Source organism: Mycobacterium sp. Panama NTM2, assembly GCF_054355555.1.
In genome coordinates this window covers 1385154-1405401 of record NZ_CM135953.1, presented here as the reverse complement: position 1 = coordinate 1405401, position 20248 = coordinate 1385154, and the positions used below count along the sequence as shown (strand labels likewise).

The 20248-nt window shown below is 64.8% G+C and carries 17 protein-coding genes; 6 read left to right on the top strand and 11 right to left on the bottom strand.

All coding sequences use genetic code 11. The features are described 5' to 3' along the window. The first annotated feature begins 127 nt into the window (after nucleotides 1-127). The gene (locus ACXYX3_RS06745; RefSeq protein WP_458610879.1) at nucleotides 128-739 is read left to right on the top strand and encodes a GtrA family protein; all 612 of its coding nucleotides are present in this window, start codon (nucleotides 128-130) and stop codon (nucleotides 737-739) included. Here ACXYX3_RS06745 and ACXYX3_RS06740 read toward each other — a convergent pair. From ACXYX3_RS06740 to ACXYX3_RS06720, 5 genes are all read right to left on the bottom strand, one after another. Then, nucleotides 736-2130 carry an NAD(P)/FAD-dependent oxidoreductase gene (locus tag ACXYX3_RS06740; protein WP_458610877.1) on the bottom strand — a complete coding sequence of 465 codons (1395 nt, stop codon included), beginning with the start codon at nucleotides 2128-2130 and terminating at the stop codon, nucleotides 736-738. The genes ACXYX3_RS06745 and ACXYX3_RS06740 overlap by 4 nt on opposite strands. Beyond that, nucleotides 2127-2780 (bottom strand): undecaprenyl diphosphate synthase family protein, encoded by a 654-nt coding sequence (locus ACXYX3_RS06735; RefSeq protein WP_458610875.1) that lies wholly within the window; start codon nucleotides 2778-2780, stop codon nucleotides 2127-2129. The genes ACXYX3_RS06740 and ACXYX3_RS06735 overlap by 4 nt, the downstream gene beginning before the upstream one ends. 398 nt (nucleotides 2781-3178) lie before the next feature. Further along, a complete protein-coding gene (locus tag ACXYX3_RS06730; RefSeq protein ID WP_458610873.1) occupies nucleotides 3179-4258 on the bottom strand; it encodes an IS110 family RNA-guided transposase in 1080 nt (359 codons plus the stop codon). A gap of 96 nt (nucleotides 4259-4354) precedes the next feature. Then, nucleotides 4355-5890: a sugar transferase gene (locus ACXYX3_RS06725; RefSeq protein WP_458610871.1), complete on the bottom strand. Its 1536-nt coding sequence runs from the start codon at nucleotides 5888-5890 to the stop codon at nucleotides 4355-4357. A 142-nt stretch (nucleotides 5891-6032) separates the two neighbouring features. Then, entirely contained in the window at nucleotides 6033-6752 is a 720-nt protein-coding gene (locus tag ACXYX3_RS06720; protein WP_458610869.1) for a GAF domain-containing protein, read from the bottom strand. 76 nt (nucleotides 6753-6828) lie between these two features. On the opposite strand from ACXYX3_RS06720, the gene ACXYX3_RS06715 reads away from it, so the two are divergent. Beyond that, nucleotides 6829-7197, top strand: coding sequence for a chromosome condensation protein CrcB (locus ACXYX3_RS06715; protein ID WP_458610868.1), 369 nt, complete (start codon nucleotides 6829-6831; stop codon nucleotides 7195-7197). Then, nucleotides 7194-7565, top strand: coding sequence for a hypothetical protein (locus ACXYX3_RS06710; RefSeq protein WP_458610866.1), 372 nt, complete (start codon nucleotides 7194-7196; stop codon nucleotides 7563-7565). Before ACXYX3_RS06715 ends, ACXYX3_RS06710 begins: the two co-directional genes overlap by 4 nt. On the opposite strand, the gene ACXYX3_RS06705 is transcribed toward ACXYX3_RS06710, so the two are convergent. Next, entirely contained in the window at nucleotides 7562-8146 is a 585-nt protein-coding gene (locus ACXYX3_RS06705) for a YdcF family protein (protein WP_458610864.1), read from the bottom strand. The two genes, ACXYX3_RS06710 and ACXYX3_RS06705, sit on opposite strands and share 4 nt — an antisense overlap. A gap of 992 nt (nucleotides 8147-9138) precedes the next feature. Between ACXYX3_RS06705 and ACXYX3_RS06700 the strand changes: the two genes are divergently transcribed. Beyond that, a complete protein-coding gene (locus ACXYX3_RS06700) occupies nucleotides 9139-11094 on the top strand; it encodes a glycosyl hydrolase family 28-related protein (protein WP_458610862.1) in 1956 nt (651 codons plus the stop codon). Between the two features lie 4 nt (nucleotides 11095-11098). Here the strand turns inward: ACXYX3_RS06700 and ACXYX3_RS06695 are convergent, their stop codons facing one another. Next, complete coding sequence (locus ACXYX3_RS06695; protein WP_458610861.1) at nucleotides 11099-12232, bottom strand: hypothetical protein; 1134 nt, start codon at nucleotides 12230-12232, stop codon at nucleotides 11099-11101. 390 nt (nucleotides 12233-12622) lie between these two features. Here ACXYX3_RS06695 and ACXYX3_RS06690 point away from each other — a divergent pair, with 390 nt between their 5' ends. After that, nucleotides 12623-14590, top strand: a complete 1968-nt coding sequence (locus tag ACXYX3_RS06690) for a cellulose biosynthesis cyclic di-GMP-binding regulatory protein BcsB (RefSeq protein WP_458610860.1) — start codon at nucleotides 12623-12625, stop codon at nucleotides 14588-14590. Nucleotides 14591-14621: 31 nt separating this feature from the next. Here the strand turns inward: ACXYX3_RS06690 and ACXYX3_RS06685 are convergent, their stop codons facing one another. The 4 genes from ACXYX3_RS06685 to ACXYX3_RS06670 all read right to left on the bottom strand — a co-directional run bounded on the left by ACXYX3_RS06685 (nucleotide 14622) and on the right by ACXYX3_RS06670 (nucleotide 18549). Continuing rightward, nucleotides 14622-15140 carry a PH domain-containing protein gene (locus tag ACXYX3_RS06685; RefSeq protein WP_458610858.1) on the bottom strand — a complete coding sequence of 173 codons (519 nt, stop codon included), beginning with the start codon at nucleotides 15138-15140 and terminating at the stop codon, nucleotides 14622-14624. Between the two features lie 317 nt (nucleotides 15141-15457). Then, nucleotides 15458-16954, bottom strand: a complete 1497-nt coding sequence (locus ACXYX3_RS06680; RefSeq protein ID WP_458610856.1) for a sugar transferase — start codon at nucleotides 16952-16954, stop codon at nucleotides 15458-15460. 217 nt (nucleotides 16955-17171) lie between these two features. Beyond that, on the bottom strand, nucleotides 17172-17693 hold the full coding sequence (locus tag ACXYX3_RS06675; RefSeq protein WP_458610854.1) for an arsenate reductase/protein-tyrosine-phosphatase family protein: 522 nt from the start codon (nucleotides 17691-17693) through the stop codon (nucleotides 17172-17174). Nucleotides 17694-17874: 181 nt separating this feature from the next. Continuing rightward, nucleotides 17875-18549, bottom strand: a complete 675-nt coding sequence (locus tag ACXYX3_RS06670) for an ATP-grasp fold amidoligase family protein (RefSeq protein ID WP_458610852.1) — start codon at nucleotides 18547-18549, stop codon at nucleotides 17875-17877. Nucleotides 18550-19355: 806 nt separating this feature from the next. On the opposite strand from ACXYX3_RS06670, the gene ACXYX3_RS06665 reads away from it, so the two are divergent. Beyond that, nucleotides 19356-20078, top strand: a complete 723-nt coding sequence (locus ACXYX3_RS06665) for a glycosyltransferase (protein WP_458611998.1) — start codon at nucleotides 19356-19358, stop codon at nucleotides 20076-20078. The last annotated feature ends 170 nt before the right edge of the window (nucleotides 20079-20248 follow it).

Below are 20248 nucleotides of genomic sequence, written 5' to 3'. Positions count from 1 at the left end.
GACGACGGGACGAGAAGTTGCGGTTCGTGGCACGGCGTCTATCGTGTCATGACGTGGGCCACACGGTTGACCTGCGGTTACTGCGCGCTTGGGAGTTTGGCGGGTTGGTTACGTAGACTCGCTCCTTGTGTCCTTTGCCGATGCGACGATCAAGCGTCTCCCTGGGCCGCTCCGTCCCTACGCGGAGCGGCACCACGAGCTGATCAAGTTCGCCATCGTGGGCGCCACGACGTTCGTCATCGACTCCGCGATCTTCTTCACGCTCAAGTTGACGATTCTGGAGCCCAAGCCGGTGACGGCGAAGATCATCGCCGGCATCGTCGCGGTGATCGCCTCCTACATCCTTAATCGGGAGTGGAGCTTCCGCGACCGCGGCGGCCGCGAGAAACATCACGAGGCGCTGCTGTTCTTCGGGGTCAGCGCCGTGGGCGTGGTGCTCAGCATGGCGCCGCTGTGGTTCTCCAGCTACGTGTTGATGCTGCGGGTGCCGATGGTGTCGCTGTTCACCGAGAACATCGCCGACTTCATCTCCGCCTACATCGTCGGAAACCTGCTGCAGATGGCGTTCCGGTTCTGGGCGTTCCGCCGCTTCGTCTTCCCCGACGAGTTCGCGCGCAACCCGGAGAAGGCGCTGGAGTCCACGCTGACCGGCGGCGGTATCGCCGAGGCGCTGGAGGACGAGTACGAGTTGCGGCACCCGCGCACCAACCCCGCAACACGGAGTTCAAAAGCTTCCTAGCGGCGCAGCCCCTGCTCGTGGTAGCTCAGGTCGGTGTTGACCTGCCACGGATCCACGTTCTCCCCGAAGCACTTGCCCACGCTGCGGATCGCGCTGAGCATCGCGTGGTCCTGGTTGTCGTAGTGGTGCATGCCGTTGCGTCCGACGGTGTGCAGCGAGGGGTAGTGCTCGCGGAGGTGGTCGCGGATGCGCACGACGCTGCGATCGCGGATCGGATCGTGGATCGGGTAGGCGAATTCGGACCGGGTGATCATCACCTTTTCGATCTCGGTTGTGGCGAACCCCAGCTGCGCCAGGTCGTGTTCCACGATGGCGCTGAGGCTGTGGGCGTCGGCGAGCCACAGATCCTGGTCGGGCAGCAGGAAGTACTCGAACCCGAGAAACGTGCCGTTCCAGCCGTTCGGCACCAGCTCCTGTGACCAGCGCCGGTAGTTCTGGATCCGGCCCGCGTGGAAGTTGGGCCCCGGCGTGTAGACCCAGTTGTAGGGGATGTCGTAGCTGCGCGACAGCGCCACCGCCACGGTGATGAGTGAGCGGTGCCGCAGATTGGACGCCACCGTTTGGATGTATTTCGGCGGCGCGGGGCGCAGCGCATTGACCAGGGTGCGCAGCGGCATGCTGGAGAACAGGGCATCCCCGGTGACGGTGTCGCCGCGTTCCGTCGTCAATGTCCAGGTGCCGCCCCGGAAGTGGGCGCGCGTCACCATCGCGTTCATCTTGAGGTCGGCACCGGCCGCGCGGAGCTTGTCGGCCGCTGCTTCCCACACCTGCCCAGGGCCGTGGCGGGGGTAGCGGAAGACGTCCTGATCGGCCATCTTGTGATCGTCCGACAGCCGCCAGCCGATCGGCTTGATGCGCTGGTTTGCCCAGTCGCTGGCGATGTTCTCGGGGTCGGCGAGCCAAGTCTTGCGGACGTAGCCGTCGAAGAAGAGTTCATACCAGCGGCGGCCGAACTCCGCGCGACCCCATTCCTTGAAGTTGGCGTGCCGTGGTTCGATCTGGGTCTGGCGGCGTAGCCGGGCCCATGCGTAGCTGCCCGCCCCGGCGAGCCCGTCGCGGAGACTGAGTTGGCGCAGCAGGTCACGTCCCATCAGCGGGTAGCGCACCAAACGGTTGTGCACCAGCATCGCCGAGCTGCGGGGCACCGCCAGCCACTGGTCCTCGGGCAGCAGGGACCGCCAGATCTCCGACACTTCCTCGTTGCGGGTGAAGAAGCGATGTCCGCCGGGGTCGATGCGCCAGTCCCCGTCGGTGTGGGTGCGGGCGAGTCCGCCGACGTTGCTCGAAGATTCGAGGATGGTCGGCGTGATGCCGCGTCGGACGAGTTCGAGGCCGGCGGACAGGCCGGCGGGTCCGGCGCCGATGATCAGTGGGTGTCGCGTCACGGTCACCGCCCCCGCAGTTGCGGGACGCCGCGATAGCGGGCGATGAGCTCGTCGATCTGGTCCATCGTCAGATCGTTGAGCGGGGTGGTGAGGAAGTAGAGCTGCGCGTATTGGCTTTGCAGCGGCAGGAATCCGCTGAGCAGGGGTTCGGCGGTAGTCCGGATGACGAGGTCGACGTCGCCGATCTCGATGGCTGAGGCGATGTCGCCGCCGGTGTGCTGCGCCCGCTGCTGGGCATCGCGCAGTTCGTCGTAGGCGTCGTAGGCGGCGAGCAGGTTGATGCGGAAGTCGGTGCCCGTCATACCCACTTCGAGATCGTGTGCGGCGGCAACGTAGTTGTCGAGCAATGCTTTTCGATCACCGTGCAGACGCAGGCTGCAGATCTGCGCGTCGAAGGCCTCGGGGATCAGCGTGGTCAAGAACTGCAGCGAGGCCTGATACACGGCGTCGAGCTCGTCGTCGGTGCGTCCGAGGTTGGCTCGGCTGAGGTTGTAGACGGTGACGGTGCGGACGCCGTGGCGCTGCAGGGTCGCCAGGATGGCGACGACCTGATGCGCGCCACGCAGATACGCATCGGCCAGCGTGGTGTCGTGAGCCTTGGCCCAACGTCGCAACCCATCGGGAATCAGTCCGACGTGGTTCGGCCCGTGCTCCACACCTCCCCCAACCCTTGCGTAGTGCCCCAGCAAAGCCTAATACGGAACGTGACGTTGCGAATTCGAATGGCGGAAATGCTGATATGGGGAGTGGTTTGTCAAGTGGGCAGGGTGAAGCGGCGGCCTCGACCGTCGTCGTGGCCGCCGCTTCCTCGGTCAGTGCTGGGTGTCGGTGTACCGGGGACTGGCGCGCGTGTCGTAGCGACGGCTTGTCAGTCTGAAATGCGCGGATTGGCTACCGCAGATCGGTGTTTCGAGTGACGATGGACCGCTGTCTATTCACGAGCGTGACCCGTCGCTGGCGCTCGGGGTTACTCATAGCATTCACGCGGGTCATCGTCAGCGTGCCCGCCAGGACCGGTAACGACGTCAGCTACTGAACGTTATCGGTAAGCCCCTTACTCCTCGAGGATGGCCAGTGACCAGCACCAGCCGGCCAACTCGCGAGCGATGGCCGCATTGGCCACCGCGGGGCGTTTGGCGCGAGCATCGAATCCGCGCCACCGGGTGTGGAGGCGATGGTTGGCCTGCTGGCCGCGCCGGCGGGCGGCCGGGCTGGCGGCCTGCCAGCGCCGCCGCAGCTCGACACCGGGACGGTAGGGCCGGCGATGATGCCAGGCCGCTTCGATCAACAAGCGCCGGGCATGGGCGTTTCCGGTGCGGGTGATCGAGCCCTGCGCCCGGCAGGCGCCCGAGGAGTACTCGGTGGGCACCAAACCCAGGTAGGCGCCGATCGCGCGCCCGCTCAACCGGGACCAGTCCCCGATCTCCACGGCCAATCCGAACGCGGTCAGTGTCGAGACCCCACGCAGACAGCCCAGCCGCCGGACCACCGGGGTGAACTCACTGTCGGTGGCCATCGCGGCGATCGCTGCATCCAGCCGGTCACGGCGATCGATGCAGGCCAGCATGGCTTCCAGCGCGGTGTCATAGGCGGCCTGGGCCGGGGTGGGGAAGTGCTGGCGGGACAGCCAGGCCAGGTGTGTGAGCGTCCAGGCCGGCCCGCCGGAGTAGATGATGTTGTGGCGCAGCAGCAGCGCCAGCACGCGGTGGCGGGCCCGCATCAGATCAGCGCGGCAGTCCTCGCGTGCCCGCACCAGATCCCGGGCTGCTTCGCGTTCGACACTGGGGACACACACCTCGGTGATCTCGCCCAAATGCAGCAACCGGGCCAGATGCGCGGCGTCACGGGCATCGGTTTTCACCCGATCACCGCTGGGGCGCACCAACTTCGACGGCGCCGCCACCAGACACGGCACGCCGGTATCGACAAGAAAACGGGCCAACCCGAAACCCGTCGGGCCCGCTTCGTAGGTGACCGCGACCGGCCCGGGTAACCCGCTGACCCAGTCCAGGATCTCGCGGTGATCAGTACTCAACCGGCGCGAGAACACCTCACCGGTTTCACCGTCTAACCCACATCCGAACACCGAACGTGCATGCACGTCCAGACCAACACTCGTACGCTGAATCTTCACTGGGGCCTCCCACAGTTGTGGCTCTACCGGCCAGGACCCAATTCCTGACGGCAACCCACGTTCACATGTGGTGAGGCCCCAGCCTCCCCATACCGTCTATTCGGCACTCTTCAGCACGGCCAGCACAGTCAGTGCGAGGATCTTCATGTCGAGCAGAATCGACCAGTTCTCGATGTAGAAGTTGTCGAACTCGGCGCGGTCGGCAATCGAGGTCTGCCCGCGCAAACCGTGCACCTGCGCCCATCCGGTCATGCCGGCCTTGACGCGGTGCCTGTCTCCGTAACGGCGTATCTGCATCTCGAACAGTTCGACGAACTCGGGACGTTCGGGTCGCGGACCCACCAGGCTCATTTCGCCCTTGACCACGTTCAGCAGCTGCGGCAACTCGTCCATCGACGTCTTGCGCATGATCTTGCCGATCCAGGTGCGCCGGTCCTCGCCCTCGACACCGCCGGGCGCCGCCCCGTCTGCGACGGTGAACGCGGCCGCCGCCGGGTCAGCGGGCCGCATGCTGCGGAACTTCATGCATTGGAACACCTTGCCGTCACGGCCGATTCGCTCCTGGCCGAAGAAGATCGGCCCCGGCGAGCTGAGCCGGACCATCAGCATGAGCGTCAGGAACAGCGGCGAGATCAGCACGAGACCGACTGCGGCACATGATCGGTCGATGGCGTGTTTGAGCGCGAACTGCCACCCGGTCGGGTTGGCATGGGACAGCGTCATCAGCGGGATGCCGCCCATGTGCTCGATGGTCGCGCCGACGCCGACGACGTCCATCATGCGGGGCACCACCCGCACCGTCATGCCCATGTGGTGGGCGCGCTGCGCGAGCGCGGCGAGCGTCTCATCGCTCACCGCGGAGTGCGCGATGATCAGCTTCTCCGCCCCGGTTTGCACGACAGCGCGTTCGAAATTGCCCGTGGTGCCCAGATAGGGAATGCCTTCGGCCTCGATGGTGACCGGTCGTGTGTCGTCGATGATGCCGACAGGGCGGAGCCCGTAGTCGGGTACCTGTCGCATCCGGGCGATCAGTTGGTGGGCGATGGGTCCGGCGCCGACGACGATGGCGCGCTTTCCGAAGTTGTACTTGCGTCTCAGATAGCGCTGCGCCAGGGAGCGACAGAAACGGACCAGGGGAATCAGCACGGCGGCGACCAGCCAGATTCGGACCACGGCGTCGCTGGGACGAATGTATTCCGGCACTGTGGTCCCAGGCTGGAAGGCCGGCACGGCGTACATGATGACCGCCAACGTGAGGAGGGACGCGACCGCGACCGAGGTTTCGACCGGTTCGAACTCGTCGAGGAATCGATCACTGAGCTTGCGCGTGTACAGCGAGCGGCCGGCCATCAGAACGATCAGAAAAGGAATGAACAGCCATGTCCACGGAAAAACGCCCAACGCATCGTTCTGGTCAAGCATCCAGTGCACCAGCGCTACTGCGCACAAGGCGGCGCAGAGATCCAACCCCACGGTAAGGGCGACAAATCCGCCCTCGTTGCGCAGGTGGTCGAAAGCGCGCTGCCGCAGAGGGGGCTTGCCGACGACGAGAGGCGGGGCGACGGCACGCAGGTGCGGTTGCGTGGCACGCGTGCTCGGCGTGTGCGTCGCCTGCTCCGTACCTGCCTGCATCCCCGACCCCCGAAACGCCTCCTGTGGGTCTCACTGTAGGTGTGCTGAGAGGTCGGCGCAGTCAAAATGCCATCAGTCAGTGGCAATTTGCCGCTTAGCCGTAACTATTTCCGGCAGTCGGGTTAACTGCGGCCGTGTACGGCTATCGTGTGTGGCCGGACCCCGGACCGAAGATCCGTTCGGAGGCGAGCCCGGCGAGGTCGGTGAGGACCTGCACGTGGCCGGTACCCCAGAGGCGAGGCTTGTCATCGTAAACACAAAGCGTGCCGATGGAATTGCCGTGGGTGTCGGTGAGCGGGATGCCGAGGTAGGCGACGACGGTGCCGTCTTGCACGGCGGGGTGGTTCTTGAACACCGGGTCCAGTCGGGCGTCTTCGAGCACCAGCGCTTGGCCGTTTGCCACGGCGTACTGACACAGCGAGCGCTCGAGTGGCGTCTGCCGTTCCTCCGGGGTCCGCATTTCCATGCCGGCCGCGCTCTTGAAGAATTGCCGGTCGACGTCGACCAACGACACCAGCGCGTGCGGGGCGTCCAGCGCATCGGCCGCCGCGCGCGTGATGCGGTCGTACACCTCTTCGGTGGGTGAGTCGAGCAGACCGGTGGCATAGAGCGCGCGCAACCGTTCGGGGTCGGCGATCACGGTGGACACGCTGGGCATGTCGGTGCCGGCGAAGACGCCGGATTCCGACAGGTGCTCCATCAGCCGCTCGACGGCCGCACTCTCGGCCAGACGCTGGTCGGCCAGCATCTTCGAGGCGACCGCGCGGGCGACATAGGTGTTGACGTCCTCGCCCGCGTCGCGCGCACACTGCTCGAGCTGGCGGTTGAGCCATTCGTCGAAACGCTTCAGGGAGCCGGACACCACACAACGGTATCTGACATCAGCGTCAGCGGTTGTCGAAGCACCCGAACGTATCAGTGACGCTAGCCTTGGCTGCGTGCCGGCTCGCCATCGTCCACCGCGTACCCACACCGTGGCGTTGGCAATCGGCGGCACTGCGGGCGCGCTTGTGCGGTATGGGATTGCGACCGCGTGGCCGCAGCCGAGGCAGCTGTGGGTGTCGACGACGGTGACGGCAGCGGTCGCGTTCGCGGTGGCCGGCTTCATCGTCGCCAGCGGGGTCATGTCGACGGTGCGCGCGGCCCTGTTCGGAATGTGCGCCAGCGCAGCAAGTCTCAGTGCGTGGTCGGTCCTCACGATCAGTCAGCCGCCGAGGCTGTCGCTCGCGTTCTTGATCGGTGTGCCGGCCGCAGCGCTCGCCGGCCTGCTGTGCGGGCTCCTAGCCGCGCGGGTAGCGGCGCGATGACGTGGGTGCTGGTCGCGCTCGGCGGGGCGATCGGGTCGACAGTCGGCGCGCTGCTGCTGCGCCGGCCGTCGTCGGCACGGTTGGTGACGGCGACGGCGGTGGTGTGCGGTCTGGCGGGAATGCTGTCGACACAACGTGTTTCATCGATCGCGTCGGCTGTGCTGGGCTACGGCGTGCTGGGTTCGGCAGCCAGCATGGTGGCGTTCGCGCTGGCGTCGCCGATGTGGGTCGGCGGGGACGTGCCGGTGCGCAGCACGGTGGCGGCCGGCAAGAAGGTGGCAATGTACTGCGCGGTGGGGGTGACGTTCGCGCTGCTGGGTTACCTCTCGGTGCGCGGCGGGGCGACGCTGTACCGCAAGCTCGGCTAGTCACAGGAGCCTTGCACTTCGGCTTTGACCCAGGCGGCGTACTGGTAGAGGAACGTGTACTGCCATTGGGCTACCGAGAACGGGTAGGTGCGGGGCACGTCGCGCATGATCACGGTGCGGTCGGGCGGGGCGAAGCAGACGTCGAAGATCCGCCGGGCGCGGGGCAGGTGGTAGCGCCAGCTGATCACGATCACCGAGCGCCAGCCGCGCTGCTCGGCAAGCGAGCGGGTCATCAGGGCCTCACCGCGGGTGGTGCCTGGCACGGGCGGGCGGCAGATGACCTCGATGTCGGAACGGGTGCGGCAGTAGCGCTTCATCACTTTGTCGCGGGCTCCATAAGGATCGGACATCAGCACGGTGGGCGCATAACCTTGCTCGGCGAGCTCGAGCCCGTAGGCCTCGCGACCGTCGTGCTCGCCACCGAGGACGACGATCGCGTCGGCTTTGACCAGTGGGTCGGGTCGGGCATGAGCGAAAAACAGGGTGCCGCTGACCCCGTTGAGGAAGAGCACCGCGATCAACGTGTAGACGGCGGCCGGCAGCGGCCCTGCCCGCACCCCGGAACGCCGCCGCTCCCGCATGCCGTGCACCGTATTGCAGTAGGGACCACTCTGCAGTCCCCTATCCTGCGGAGAAAGCGGCTGGAGAACGTAGCAGCCGGGACAAGCGCCCGGTGTGACGGATTTGCCGCGCGCGGTCGGTTGAGGCGAGGATCTCCCGACGATGCGACCGCAGGAACGCCGCTCGGGCCATGACCGACCCGGGTATGAGCTGCAGGGCGGACACAGACGGATGCCGTCGAACTACGAGGTCAACCGGCCGATTGTCGTCTCGAGCGACCGGCTGCTGGCTCGCCGGGCCGTGGGGAACCGCAGCCCCGCCGCTGACCCCCAGTGCGGCGAGCAGCGCAGGCTTCCTTCCGTGACCGGGGAATCGGGCTGGCAATTCAGTTAACCAGCGCCTATGTTCACCCCTAGAGGGTTGTTGACGATTGTGACAAATGATCGGGGGTCAAATCGTGGACAAGAGAGCGTGCAGTCTCCGGGGAGCTGTGGTCGCCGCCGGGATCGGCCTGGCGTTGTCGACCGGACATGGAGTGGCCCTCGCCGACTCCTCAGACACTGCGACCGCCACGGCGACGGATGCGTCCGCCTCCGACGTTCCGAACCGCCACACTGCACGCGAACCGGCGACCACGTCGTCCGACGACGCAGAGCCGTCGACCTCCGAGGTCGAATCGCCCGACGGTCCGGACGGGGACGCGGGCCCATCGGTCCGCGCACATGCCCGGCGCACCCATGACCGTATGTCGGCCGCCGAGTCGAATACACCTTCGCGACCTCGCAATTCGGCTGCCAAGATTGATGATTCAGCTGATGCCGATGACGAGGTCGATGCCCGCCGGACGCCTGCCCGTGCAGTCGAGAACGACAACCCCCGGACTCTGCCCACGGCGCCCGAGCCCGCTACGCTGCTCGCGACTACGGCGACGTCAGCAACAACGTCACGACAAGTGGCCTCCCCACCACCTATTGCCGCGCCCACCGAGCAGCTGACGACCAAGCCTGTCCCGGTGCTCACGAGGTTCGTGAGCCGGCTGCGCGCCGACAGCGGGAACGCACCGGCAGAATCACCGCTGCTGTGGACCCTGCTCGGCTGGACGGTGCGACCGGCCGACACCGCGGGGGCCACATCCGGCTCGGGGCAGATCACCACGACATCACTGATCACGACGACGAACACGGTCAACGTCAAAGATTACGGCGCCGTCGGCGACGGCGTCACCGACGACTCGGCCGCGCTCAAAGCCGCGGAGGCCGCCATGACCTCCGGCAGCACTCTGTACTTCCCCGAGGGCAATTACCGCTTCGCGCAACAGAATCCGGCCGGCCACGCGGCCATATTGCTCAAAGGCCTGTCCGATGTCACCGTGGAGTTCGCGCCCGGCGCGCGATTGCTGATGGACAACCTCGACGCCAGTGGCCACGGCACCAGTCACGGCATCCGGATCGAGGGCGCCGCCGCGAACATCACATTGCTGAACCCGGACATCGAATGGGTCACGCGGCCGTCGGCTCGTAGCTTCGGCGACGGTATCTCGGTGCTGGGGTGGCCCTCCGATTCCCCTCCGCCCAGCGGCTGGAGCGGTTCGACGGGCACCGTGCAGAACGTCTCCGTGATCAACGGCCGCGTCGAGAACGCGCCTCAAGCCGGTGCGGTGTTCATGGGCTGCTCGGATGTCACGGTGACCGACTTCACCGCCGTCGGCACCCTCGCCGACGGCCTGCACTTCAACGCCAACCGGCGCGTGACGGTCGACGGGCTCACGGCGACCAATACCGGTGACGACGGACTGGCCTTCGTCACCTACTACGACCCGACGCAGCCATGGACGTACGGACCCACCGACGGACCGTTCAACCAGGCCGGGCTCGGCGAGTGGAACAACGGCGGCTCCGTCGCCACCCACATCACGGTCACCGGCGGGCGCGCCAATGGTTTCCGCGTCCAGGGCGGCTACGACATCACCATCTCCGATGTCACCGTCACCGACAAGGAGTTCGGCTTCCACGTCAACTCGGCGATCGCCTCCGGACCGGGCGACTGGACCAGCATCGCGTCGCAGAACATCGACATCTCCGATGTCACCATTTCCGGTGCGCAAACCGGGATCGTGCTGGCCACCAACAACATCGACGGCACCGAAGACTCGAAGTGGTGGGACTTCTCCGGTGTCACGATCAGCGACGTCACGATCCTCGGGTCGAAGAACTGGTCCTTGGCGGTCGAGACACCGGCGACCACCACCAGCAAGTTCTCAGGGGTCACCCTCAGGAACATCTACGCCGAAACCCATTCCGCCGATGGACCGTTCGGTGGCGGCAACGGCGGGATCCTGCTGGCCTCGCTGCGGGACTCGGTCATCGACAACGTGCGGCTGGTCGCGGACCACCCGTCCGACATTCATCTCTTCGGCGCCGGGCAGCTGCGCAACGGGCTCACCGTCGCTCAGCTGCCCTCGTCGAATCTGACGGTGAACGATCTCGTGCTGCAAGGGCCGGGGCGCATCCTCATCCAGGACATCGCCGGCGTGCAGTTCGGCGACATCGCTTCCTACAGAGCGGATGGGGCCGCCGTGATGCTGTATCGGGTCAAGGACGCCTCGTTCGACAGCATCACCGCCTATCTACCCGGTCGTGGCGCCGGCGACGGCTACGGGGTGCGGCTGCTGCAGGTGGCCGGCATCGAGATCGACGACATCGCCGTGACGATGGACGACCACGTCGGATCCTCCTGGTGGGCGGTGGAACTCAGTGGCGGCAACCCCAGCGAATCGATCGCCGGATCGGACGTGCACATCCACAACGTGACCTACGTCAGCGACCGGGACGCGACGACTCCGGACATCGGCATCCAGGGCGGCCCCTATGGACCGGCCGACTGGTACATCAGCGTGCACTGGCTGCACCAGGGCGAAGCGACCCCGCAGTGGCGTTCGTGGTTGTACGGAGACACCAGCCCAGTCTGATCGGTCAGGGTTTCAGCGACCGGCGGTAGGTGAACACCGCCGCAACTGGCACCGAGCCTGACGCGGTGACCGATCGCGCCGCCAGCGCCTGCGCCATCGTGTCGTGCTCGAGTCGGGCGACGAGCACGATGTCGGTCGCCGCGGCAACGGCCTCGGGTGTCAGCGTCGCGTCGCCCACCGCTCCCCCGCTGACGACGCGGCTACCGCCCGCTGCCCCGGCCGCGGAGCGCAGCAAGTCCACCACCCGCCCGGCACCGGACGACGCCGACACGCCAACGACGAGGATCGTGCGCTCCGCGTCGGCACTCGCACACTGGGTGTAGAGGGTGCGCGCCAGCCGCTCCTCCTTGTCGCCCCATAATTGCTCCGGGGGCAAAGCGGTGAAATCGACTGCCGGCAGCATGATCCCGTCGACGGTGTCGGTGACGGTTTTGACCAGTGCCGCACGACCGGAGCGGCGCCGCAGAACGAGGAGCGTCGCGACCATGAGCCCAGCACCGACGACGGCGCCGAGAACCGCTCCCGTCACCCACCGATGCGAACCGGCCGGGTCGGTGGTGGGTGGCTGCACGACATCCAACTTGCTGGCTTGCAGTGCCTGCAATTCGACGCTGTCGCGCAGGCGCTGGACATCCTGCAGGCGCTCGATGTCGCCACCGGCATTGCGTTGCCACTGATCGAGCGTCGGCACGATGGTCCGCAGCTGCGCATCCATGCGCGCCTGAAGCTGCTGCCCGTAGACGTCGATGGCGGTCTGTACCGCGCGGACGGCTTCCTGCGCCGTGGGGGCAGTGGCACTGATGGTCACCACCGACGACTCGGCGGCTTGAGCCACCTCCAGCGTCACCGGCTTGTTCTTGGCCAGCTTGGCAGCCACGGCCTGGCCGAACCCCTCACCGGAGAGATAGGCGATCTCGCCGGCGACGAAAGTGCCTGTGTTCGACTGGTTGTCGGGGGTGACCTGGCTGGCGCCGCCGGCAATGGCGCTCAGGTCCGCCGGATTGTGCAGTCGCACGAAGGCCGTTGCCGTCGCCTCGGCGGCGATCGTCATCGCCACCACGGCGCCAATGAGAGCGCCGACAACGAGCCCGACCACCGCAGCGGCAAACAACTTCACCCGGAGCACGCGAGACTCCACCGACGAAATCATTGCGACGGCGGACGGCGGCACCTTCGACCCGTTGACAGACAACTTTTACGGCACTCCATCCTGACCCTCGCGATGCCTCCACATGCTAATTGGGCGCGCCCGTTTTGCCGCCGGGACACCCGAAATAGTGGCGAACGGTCATTCGGGATTGCTGGTTGAAAGCTCTGTCCGGGTGGACCAAGAAGATAACAAGATCTGTGCCGCTGAGTTGTTCAGGCGCAGAGAGCATTGCGGTCGTCTATGATTTTGCCCAGCTTTATACCGGCGGGGGCGCTGGGGTTAGCCGCCAAGCGGCGCGCCACCATCTGGAGCCCGTCGACCATCAGTAGGGTGCAACGCCAAGGAATTCGGACGCACTCACTCGAGGCGGGAGCGTAAGTGGTGTCTCGTAGCGCGGGCATCCGCAAGGTCTGGAGCGTGCTCCTGTCGGTCGTCTTGGCGGCCGCGCTGAGTGCACCCGCCACCGCGCATGCAGACCCGCTGAACACCGAACCCGGTAGCGGTGATCAGCTGGGCCTACCGTGGACCGCCCTGGGCTTGCCACAGTCGTTCACGCTGGCGGGCGCCAACGTCAACCAAGACTTCACGGTGCCGGTTCCGGCGGGTTTGACGGTCGCTCGACTGCGCGGACTCATTCACGCACCCATCGATTTCGGCGCCGGATTCGTGGAGATCGACGACAGCCGGGGCACGCTGCTCGCCACAGTGGATCTGCCGCCGGTGGCTCCGAATACCGCTGTGGTGCCTTTCGATGTCGACGTGTCGCAGGCACAGGTCATCGGCACCACGGCGCGATTGTCGTTCACCGTGCGAGAGGCGGGTGTGTCGCCGGAGCAGCGATGCGGGCTCGGCGAACGAGTGCAGATCAGTGATCTGTCGGCCGTCTACGCGGGGATCGAGCCGGCGCCGAGCACCATCGCCGGGTTCTTCCCGCCCGTGTTGCAGCGACTCACCATCTACACCCCCATCGATGCCGACACCTCCGAAGAGCAGGCCGCGCTCACATTGGCGTCGGCAGCGGCGCGCCTGTACCGCCCGCAGCCGACGGCGATCACCGTGGTGAAACAGCCCCGCGGCTCCGCTCCCCCGGCGGCGCCGCAGCTGACACGCGCCATCGTCGTGGAGAACGGGGATGCCGGCCTCACCGTCGCCAATCCCGATCGCGCCGATGTCTATCTGAAGGTGAGCGGGCGCGGGGATCAGCTGAGCGACCAGGTCTCTCTGGCGGTCAACAACCTGCAGTCGCTGGCGCAGGTGCCCACCGCCCGCGTCGACCAGGCCGGATCGGCCGGCGGGCCGGATGCCGATGCGCTCAGCTTCGCCGACCTGAACATCACCGGTGAGACGCAGGTGCTGCGGACTGCGGATCTGACGGTGGGCGTGGACCGTTCCGCACTGGGCGGGCGCGTCGACGGCCTGCAGATGGATCTGCTGGCCACCTACACGCCGGTCATGTCGCAGGACGCGGCGGCGTTGATGGTGAGCGTGAACGATCAGGCGGTCTACAGCGCCCCGTTGGACACCAGCGGCCGCATTGATGCCACCTTCGACGTTCCCGGGGAATTCCTCAAACAGCGGATCACCGTGACGTTCGGTCTGACGTACAGCCCACGGCAGCTGTGCAATCCGATGATCGCGCCGCTGACGTTCCAGCTGGATCCGCGCTCGACGATCACGGCGACGCGCGGGGGCCAGGCCGGCGGCGGCTTCGGCGCCGTGCCGTCGGAGCTGAGCCCGCAGTTCTTGGTGGCGCTCGACGGCAGCAGTCCTGATCAGCTGGATTATGCGGCCCGCGTGGTCGCCGACATGGCGCGCCAGAGCGGGACGCCGATGATGCCGCGCGTGGTCGATGTGAAAGCGGCGGCGGAAGCGACGACGGGCGCGCTGATCGTCGCCAACGCCAAGACGCTGGAGCCGACGTCGTTGCGCCCGCCGGTCGGCGGGCCGAGTTCCGATGTCGCGGTGGACCTTCGGGACGAACTGCGGGCCGAGATCAACGACGGCCTGGGGTCGATCCAGGTGTTCGCCGATCAGCCGCGCAACCGCACGGTCGTGCTGGTCACCTCCAGCGGCGCGTGGTCACTCGTCGACCCGCTCTTCGGCTACATCGACGCCCAGCCGGGCGGCTGGGCGAGCCTGACCGGCAACGTTCTGGCCGCCGGTGCCGCCGGCGCAGTCACCAACCTCGCGGTGGCATCTGCAGATGACGCGGCCGCACCCGCGGACGAGCCGGTGAACTGGGCGCTGTGGGTGGCGATCGGGGTGGGCTGCGTTGCGCTGCTGGCGGCGATGGCGGTCGGAGTCGGCGTGCTGCTGCGGCGCCGGCGATCCCCCAGCGCGAAGTAGGTGTTGGGGGCGGCGAGCGGTACAGCGTCGCTCAGCTGGGGGCTTCTTCCGAGCCGAGCGTGTCGAACACTTCGTGGTAGAGCAGCGAATGCACGCGTTCGACCTGCGGGATGTCTTGGAACTCCAGGGGATCCTGGGACGCGGACTCGATGATGAGGGTGCCGGTGCGCAGGATGCGGTCGAGCAGGCCGTGCTGGAATTCGACGCTGTTGATGCGGGCCAGCGGGATGTCGATCCCGGAGCGGGTGACCAGCCCGTGGCGGTACATCACGCGGCGGTCGGTGATGACGAAGTGGGTGGTCCACCAGTTGAGGAACGGCCAGACCGACAGCCAGCCGATGAGGATGAGCCAGACGGCCGCGATGACGAGGAAGACGATCCTCTTGGCACTCGGCTCCCATGTGAGGGAATTGACGTAGCCGGCGAGGAACGCCGCCGCCGCACTTGCCAGGATGAGCACGAATGCCGGCACGAGAAGACGTCCCCAGTGCGGATGCCGGTGCAGGACGACCTGTTCGTCTCTGGCCAGCACGTTCTCTGGATATCCCACGGGAAGACTGTACTCACTCGCGCCGGGAAGCGCGGACTGATGTGGCGCTCACGCGGGTCATCGACACGCCGCTCAGGAATTTCTCAGTATTTGCTGCCAGCAAGGATTGGCAGAGCGTATGTTGAACTCGATGTCGGCGGAAATGTGTCGGTGCGGCCACGATGGGTTCGCCCATGAGCACTACCGTGCGGGGAGCGATTGCTCGAAGTGCGAGTGTCCGCGGTACCAGTTGGCAGACAGCACCATGCAGGGCTGGTTCGATCGCGTCCTCGGACGATGGCTCAATCGCTGACTGGGCCACACGTCGCAAGCTGCGGTTAGTACGCCCCGGAATGTCCGAGCATCGCTTTGACGGTCTTGAAGGCGATGATGAGGTCGGAGATCATCGACCAGTTCTCGACATAGAAAAGATCGAGACGGACCGAGTCCTCCCAGGAGAGGTCCGACCGACCGCTGACCTGCCACAGGCCGGTGATGCCGGGACGGACGAGAAGACGCTTCCTGGCATGGTCGTCGTATGACTTCACTTCTTTGGCCAGCGGAGGCCGAGGACCGACGACGCTCATGTCGCGCTTCAGCACGTTGATGAACTGGGGCAGCTCGTCGATGCTGTACTTGCGCAGGATCTTTCCGACGCGCGTCACGCGCGGATCGTCGCGAATCTTGAACAGCACCCCACCCTCGCTCTCGTTGAGAGAGGCGAGTTTGTCGACCATCTTGTCTGCGTCGACGACCATGGTGCGGAACTTGATCATCTCGAAGGGACGCCCGTCGAGACCCACACGCTCCTGGCGGTAGAAGACCGGACCCTTGCTGGTGAGTTTCACGGCCAATCCGACGGCTAAAAGAATCGGCAGCCCGAACAGAAGCACCGACCCCGAGAACAGAAGGTCGAAGAGTCGCTTCTGGAATCGCTTGGCGCCGTGATACTGCGGCTTCTCCACGTGAATGAGCGGCAGGCCGGCGACGGGCCGCATCTGCAGCCGCGGGCCGGCGATGTCGACGACGCCGGGGGCGACGAGCAGATCAATGTCGAGTTTCTCCAGTTCCCATGACAGGTCGCGGATGCCGCGTCCGTCGAGGCGCTCCGTTGCCGTAACGGCGACGGCATGACTGTTCGTTGCAGTCACTGCACCGACGACATTTGACTCGTCGCCGAATGTGGGGATCGCACCTACGCCGGGGACATCGATCTTGGTCCGCGGCAGCGGCCCGGGAATGCACGCACCGACGACTTCGTACTCAGACCGAGAATCTCGGTGCAGCGATGTCGTCAAATCGCGAACCGCGGGAGCGCTGCCGACGACCAAGACTCGGGTAATGCAGCGCCCGTACTTCTGCCGAACTCTCACAACAACCTGGCGGGCAACCCACCGTAGAAGCTCAAGGACAATGATGCCGACCGGCAGCGCGATCATCAGGTACCCACGAGCGATCTCGAGCTTGAACAGCATCGAGATGATCGCGACGCCGCCATACACAGCGAGCGTGGCGAGCAAAACTCGGCGATACTCCTCAGCGCCGGAACCGATGACCCGGGTCGAGCGTGAGTGGTTGATGGCTAACGCGGCTAGCCAAGCGACCGCGATGGAGATCGACACCAAGGCGTAGTCGAGGTTCTTGAACGTCGACGTGGAGACGTCCCCGGTGAGCGCTCCGAAGCGCAACCACTGCGCAAGACCGACAGCCCCTAAGACCCCGACCATATCGACAAAGACGAGCCGGCGCGCATACCCCCGCTGCCAGGCTGGCACCTTCGTCGGTATCGGAACAATATTTGCTGCGAAGTCCACCCGATCATTTACAGCCGTCATAAAGACCCCCCATGCTCTCCCCTTGCGCAGCAACTTTAACGTAGTAGTTGCAAACATCTCAAGGTAACGGCCAGGTTCGCTCAGCACCTCGAGCGGCCATGGCGTTGACGTGGGCTTATTGCCGGGCCGGAAGCTTCCGGCGGTAGCCGGACGCTTGAAGCAGAGACCGCAGTGAGGGCAACGGACGTTCAGGCGCGTGTGACCCGCGAGGTCTCCCCTAGTTTGTGCACCGGCAGATTGGGACGATTGACAGCACCATCGAAGCGATCTGCTGACCGACGCTTTCGAAGACGTCGCGGCGTTGGCCAATTGGATCCGGTACATCTAGCAGGCTTTTGCCGGCAAGTTGCGGACGGAGCACGCGAAGATCCTCCGCCCTGCGGGCGCCAAAATCTTTTGCAAGTATCGACGCCTCCGCAATCGTGAAAGTTTTGCCCATCAACCGCGGGGCGAGTCCGAGCACCGCGTCACGGTGTTGCCTTGCCATCGTGACGACCAAGTCCGCGCTGGCAGCAATTTTTGCTGTTAATTGGCGCGCTGCAAAGTCGGACGCAGAGCCACCCATCTCCTGCACAACTCGAGCCGACTCTGGATCCATTGGATGGGCGATGACCGCACGAGTACCCGCGCTCGAGGCGCGGAAATCAGCGATTTCAAGCTTCCGCGCGTATGCCAAGGCAAGTCGTTCAGCGATCGGCGACCTACAGATGTTGCCGGTGCAGACAAAGAGCACATGCATGAGGCCTCTCAATCGTCAACATCGTGCGGCAAACAGACGAAACTAAAGCTTTCGCGCTGTCGTGGCCGCTGCAAGGAATCCCGCTTCACCCACGTAAGCCATTCGCAACCGCGCCCCGATCCCCGCTGCGCATCCGAGATGCATCCTGCACGAGTCCTACCATCAACTGTCGCAAGTGTCGTTAACGTGTCGCGCTCGGCAGCTGCCAGTATTCGCCCAACTTCACGTCCAGTCGATGCGGGATGAATCGGCCTCGCCCCGAATCTGGATATGGAGTCAATTCGCCGAAATACATTTTTCCCTCGTATTCATACAGATCGACGCGAATCATATCGAACCCTGCGCCGAGCTTTGCGGCTGCAGAAAGCATCTCCTCGTAGCAGTCCGGTCGCGATTGAATCTCGCCGAGCGGATACTTAAACTGCACGTCGAGGGGTTCCCACGCGCGGGTATACAGCCGGCGGAGGTGGCCAGAGAAGCGCTGGCTATCCACCTGCACCATTTCGACGCGACCATCGAAAGCGAAAAACTTGTAGTCGGGGAGATCACCGTATGGCTCACCGATTAATTCCTCAATGACAAAACAACGCTTGGCATCCCGATACGCCCACTCACCTTCAACGGCCCACAACCTCTCCTCCAACCAACCGCGTGTAGCCCGTCGAATATCAGCTATGTCAGCACCTCCATGACCAAAATAGACAAGCCCAGTTCGGTGATTTGGCTTGAGAACCCAGTGGGGCGGAAGGTCTACAGACCGCAGCTCGTCGAGATTGGTACCGTGCCAAACCGTTATCGGCGGTTGTATGCCGCGCTCTGCGGCATACGTCTTCGCCGCCAACTTATCGCAGGTCATCGTTAGTATCGGCCTGCGATCATTGACTATCCGCCAGTTGATCTTCTCATTGAACGTTTGCGGATGCCTTAACCTGAGCCAACGCCGTTGGCATACGGCGTAGGTACAGCGCCTTCGCAACTTTAGCGGCAACCTGGCTACCAAGCCCCGCGCCACCGATCTCGCATCTGATCTTATCGTTCTCGGGTTCAATGTCAGCCTCCATGAAGCGACGTGGCCAAGCATCCAGCTGACCATAGTTCCACGCACGTGACGTTTTCAGCTCAAACAGTACATACTGCGACGGTCGGTAGATGGGCCGACATCCCCGCCCAAATCCGCGACCCAGTAGTAATCTAACCGTTCGTTTAATTCAAGCCTTCGCGTCAGAACTGCTATCGGCATTAGCGCCGGGAGGGTGCAGCGAACCGATCAGCCGCAATATCGCGCTCAACGAGTCCACACACCTGACAGAAGGGGCTGGGTGCGCAGTGTCTGCCCGCAACGAACGGTGAAAACTTTTCATCGATAGGAACGCAGCCCCCGTGACAGTTGCACACAGACTACTGTGAACGCGTCACCAGAAGGCAGGAGTGAGTGTGGCGAAAGACCCGATCCCGGGACGTCAACTTCTTATCGCGTCAACCGGGGGCCACCTGGCGCAACTCGTTAAGTGGGCCCCAAGGGTTGGCGCGGCTCCCGACTCGCTGTTTGTGACGTTCGAATCGCCGCAGAGCGAATCTCTCCTTTCGGGCCGGCGGGTGTTGCATGTGCCCTATGTTGCACCCCGCGATTACCGAAGGTTGACGCGCGCATTCACGCTACTGATGAAAGAGATTGATTGGCGCACCGAGCGTTTCACCTCAGCAATGACAACCGGCGCGGCTGTCGGCTTGGCCGGCCTCGGAGCGGCTCGCTTACACGGGATACCCTCGTTCTATTTCGAGAGCGTGTCGAGAGTGAATGGACCCTCGCTTACGGGCAGGCTTGTGAGCCTAGATCCTGGAGTCAGCAGATCGTGTCAGTACGAGCACTGGGCGCGCGGGGGATGGACTTTTCGGGGTTCACTCTTTGATAGCTACGTAGCGGTCCGGAGAAGCCCGGTAGAAACCCCACGTCTATTTGTCACTCTCGGCACTATTCGCCCATATCGTTTCGACGCCCTCGTAGACGCGGTGCTCGATACGGGCCTAGCCAACTCCGAGACTGTCTGGCAGCTCGGTGTCACGACCCGGAGAGACCTTCCAGGAACGGTGGCCACGCAATTGAGTCACGACGAGTTCGAACGGTGCGTACGCGGTGCCGACGTGGTCGTAACACACTCGGGCGTGGGCACCTTGATGGATCTTCTAGACATGGGCGTGTACCCACTTGTAGTGCCCCGCAGAGCTAGGAGACGCGAACATGTTGACGATCACCAAGTTCAGGTCGCAGGCGTGCTAAAAAACAGAGGGATCGCAGCAGTAATTGAAGCCGAGCATCTCGACCGAACCTCGTTATTGCAGGCGTCCGCGTTTACCGTAGTTCGGCGCGAACCGGCGGATCAGTGACGTTCACGCGTGCTCTTTGGCAGCCTCAGCTTGGCAGTGAAACGATTGCACGGATCCTTTTGAGTAGAGGACTCATGCGGCCCTGAAGACCGATGCCGCATGCGGGCGATCAAGACCATTCAGAGTACCAACAGAGCACACTTGTCACAAAGGCGATGGCCGACAAAATG

Bases quoted from the DNA above. Each gene is read 5' to 3' on its own strand.
- ACXYX3_RS06725 (WP_458610871.1), bottom strand. From the start codon at position 5,890: ATGCAGGCAGGTACGGAGCAGGCGACGCACACGCCGAGCACGCGTGCC.
- ACXYX3_RS06680 (WP_458610856.1), bottom strand. From the start codon at position 16,954: ATGACGGCTGTAAATGATCGGGTGGACTTCGCAGCAAATATTGTTCCG.
- ACXYX3_RS06675 (WP_458610854.1), bottom strand. From the start codon at position 17,693: ATGCATGTGCTCTTTGTCTGCACCGGCAACATCTGTAGGTCGCCGATC.
- ACXYX3_RS06710 (WP_458610866.1), top strand. From the start codon at position 7,194: ATGACGTGGGTGCTGGTCGCGCTCGGCGGGGCGATCGGGTCGACAGTC.
- ACXYX3_RS06705 (WP_458610864.1), bottom strand. From the start codon at position 8,146: ATGCGGGAGCGGCGGCGTTCCGGGGTGCGGGCAGGGCCGCTGCCGGCC.
- ACXYX3_RS06670 (WP_458610852.1), bottom strand. From the start codon at position 18,549: ATGACCTGCGATAAGTTGGCGGCGAAGACGTATGCCGCAGAGCGCGGC.
- ACXYX3_RS06665 (WP_458611998.1), top strand. From the start codon at position 19,356: ATGAAAGAGATTGATTGGCGCACCGAGCGTTTCACCTCAGCAATGACA.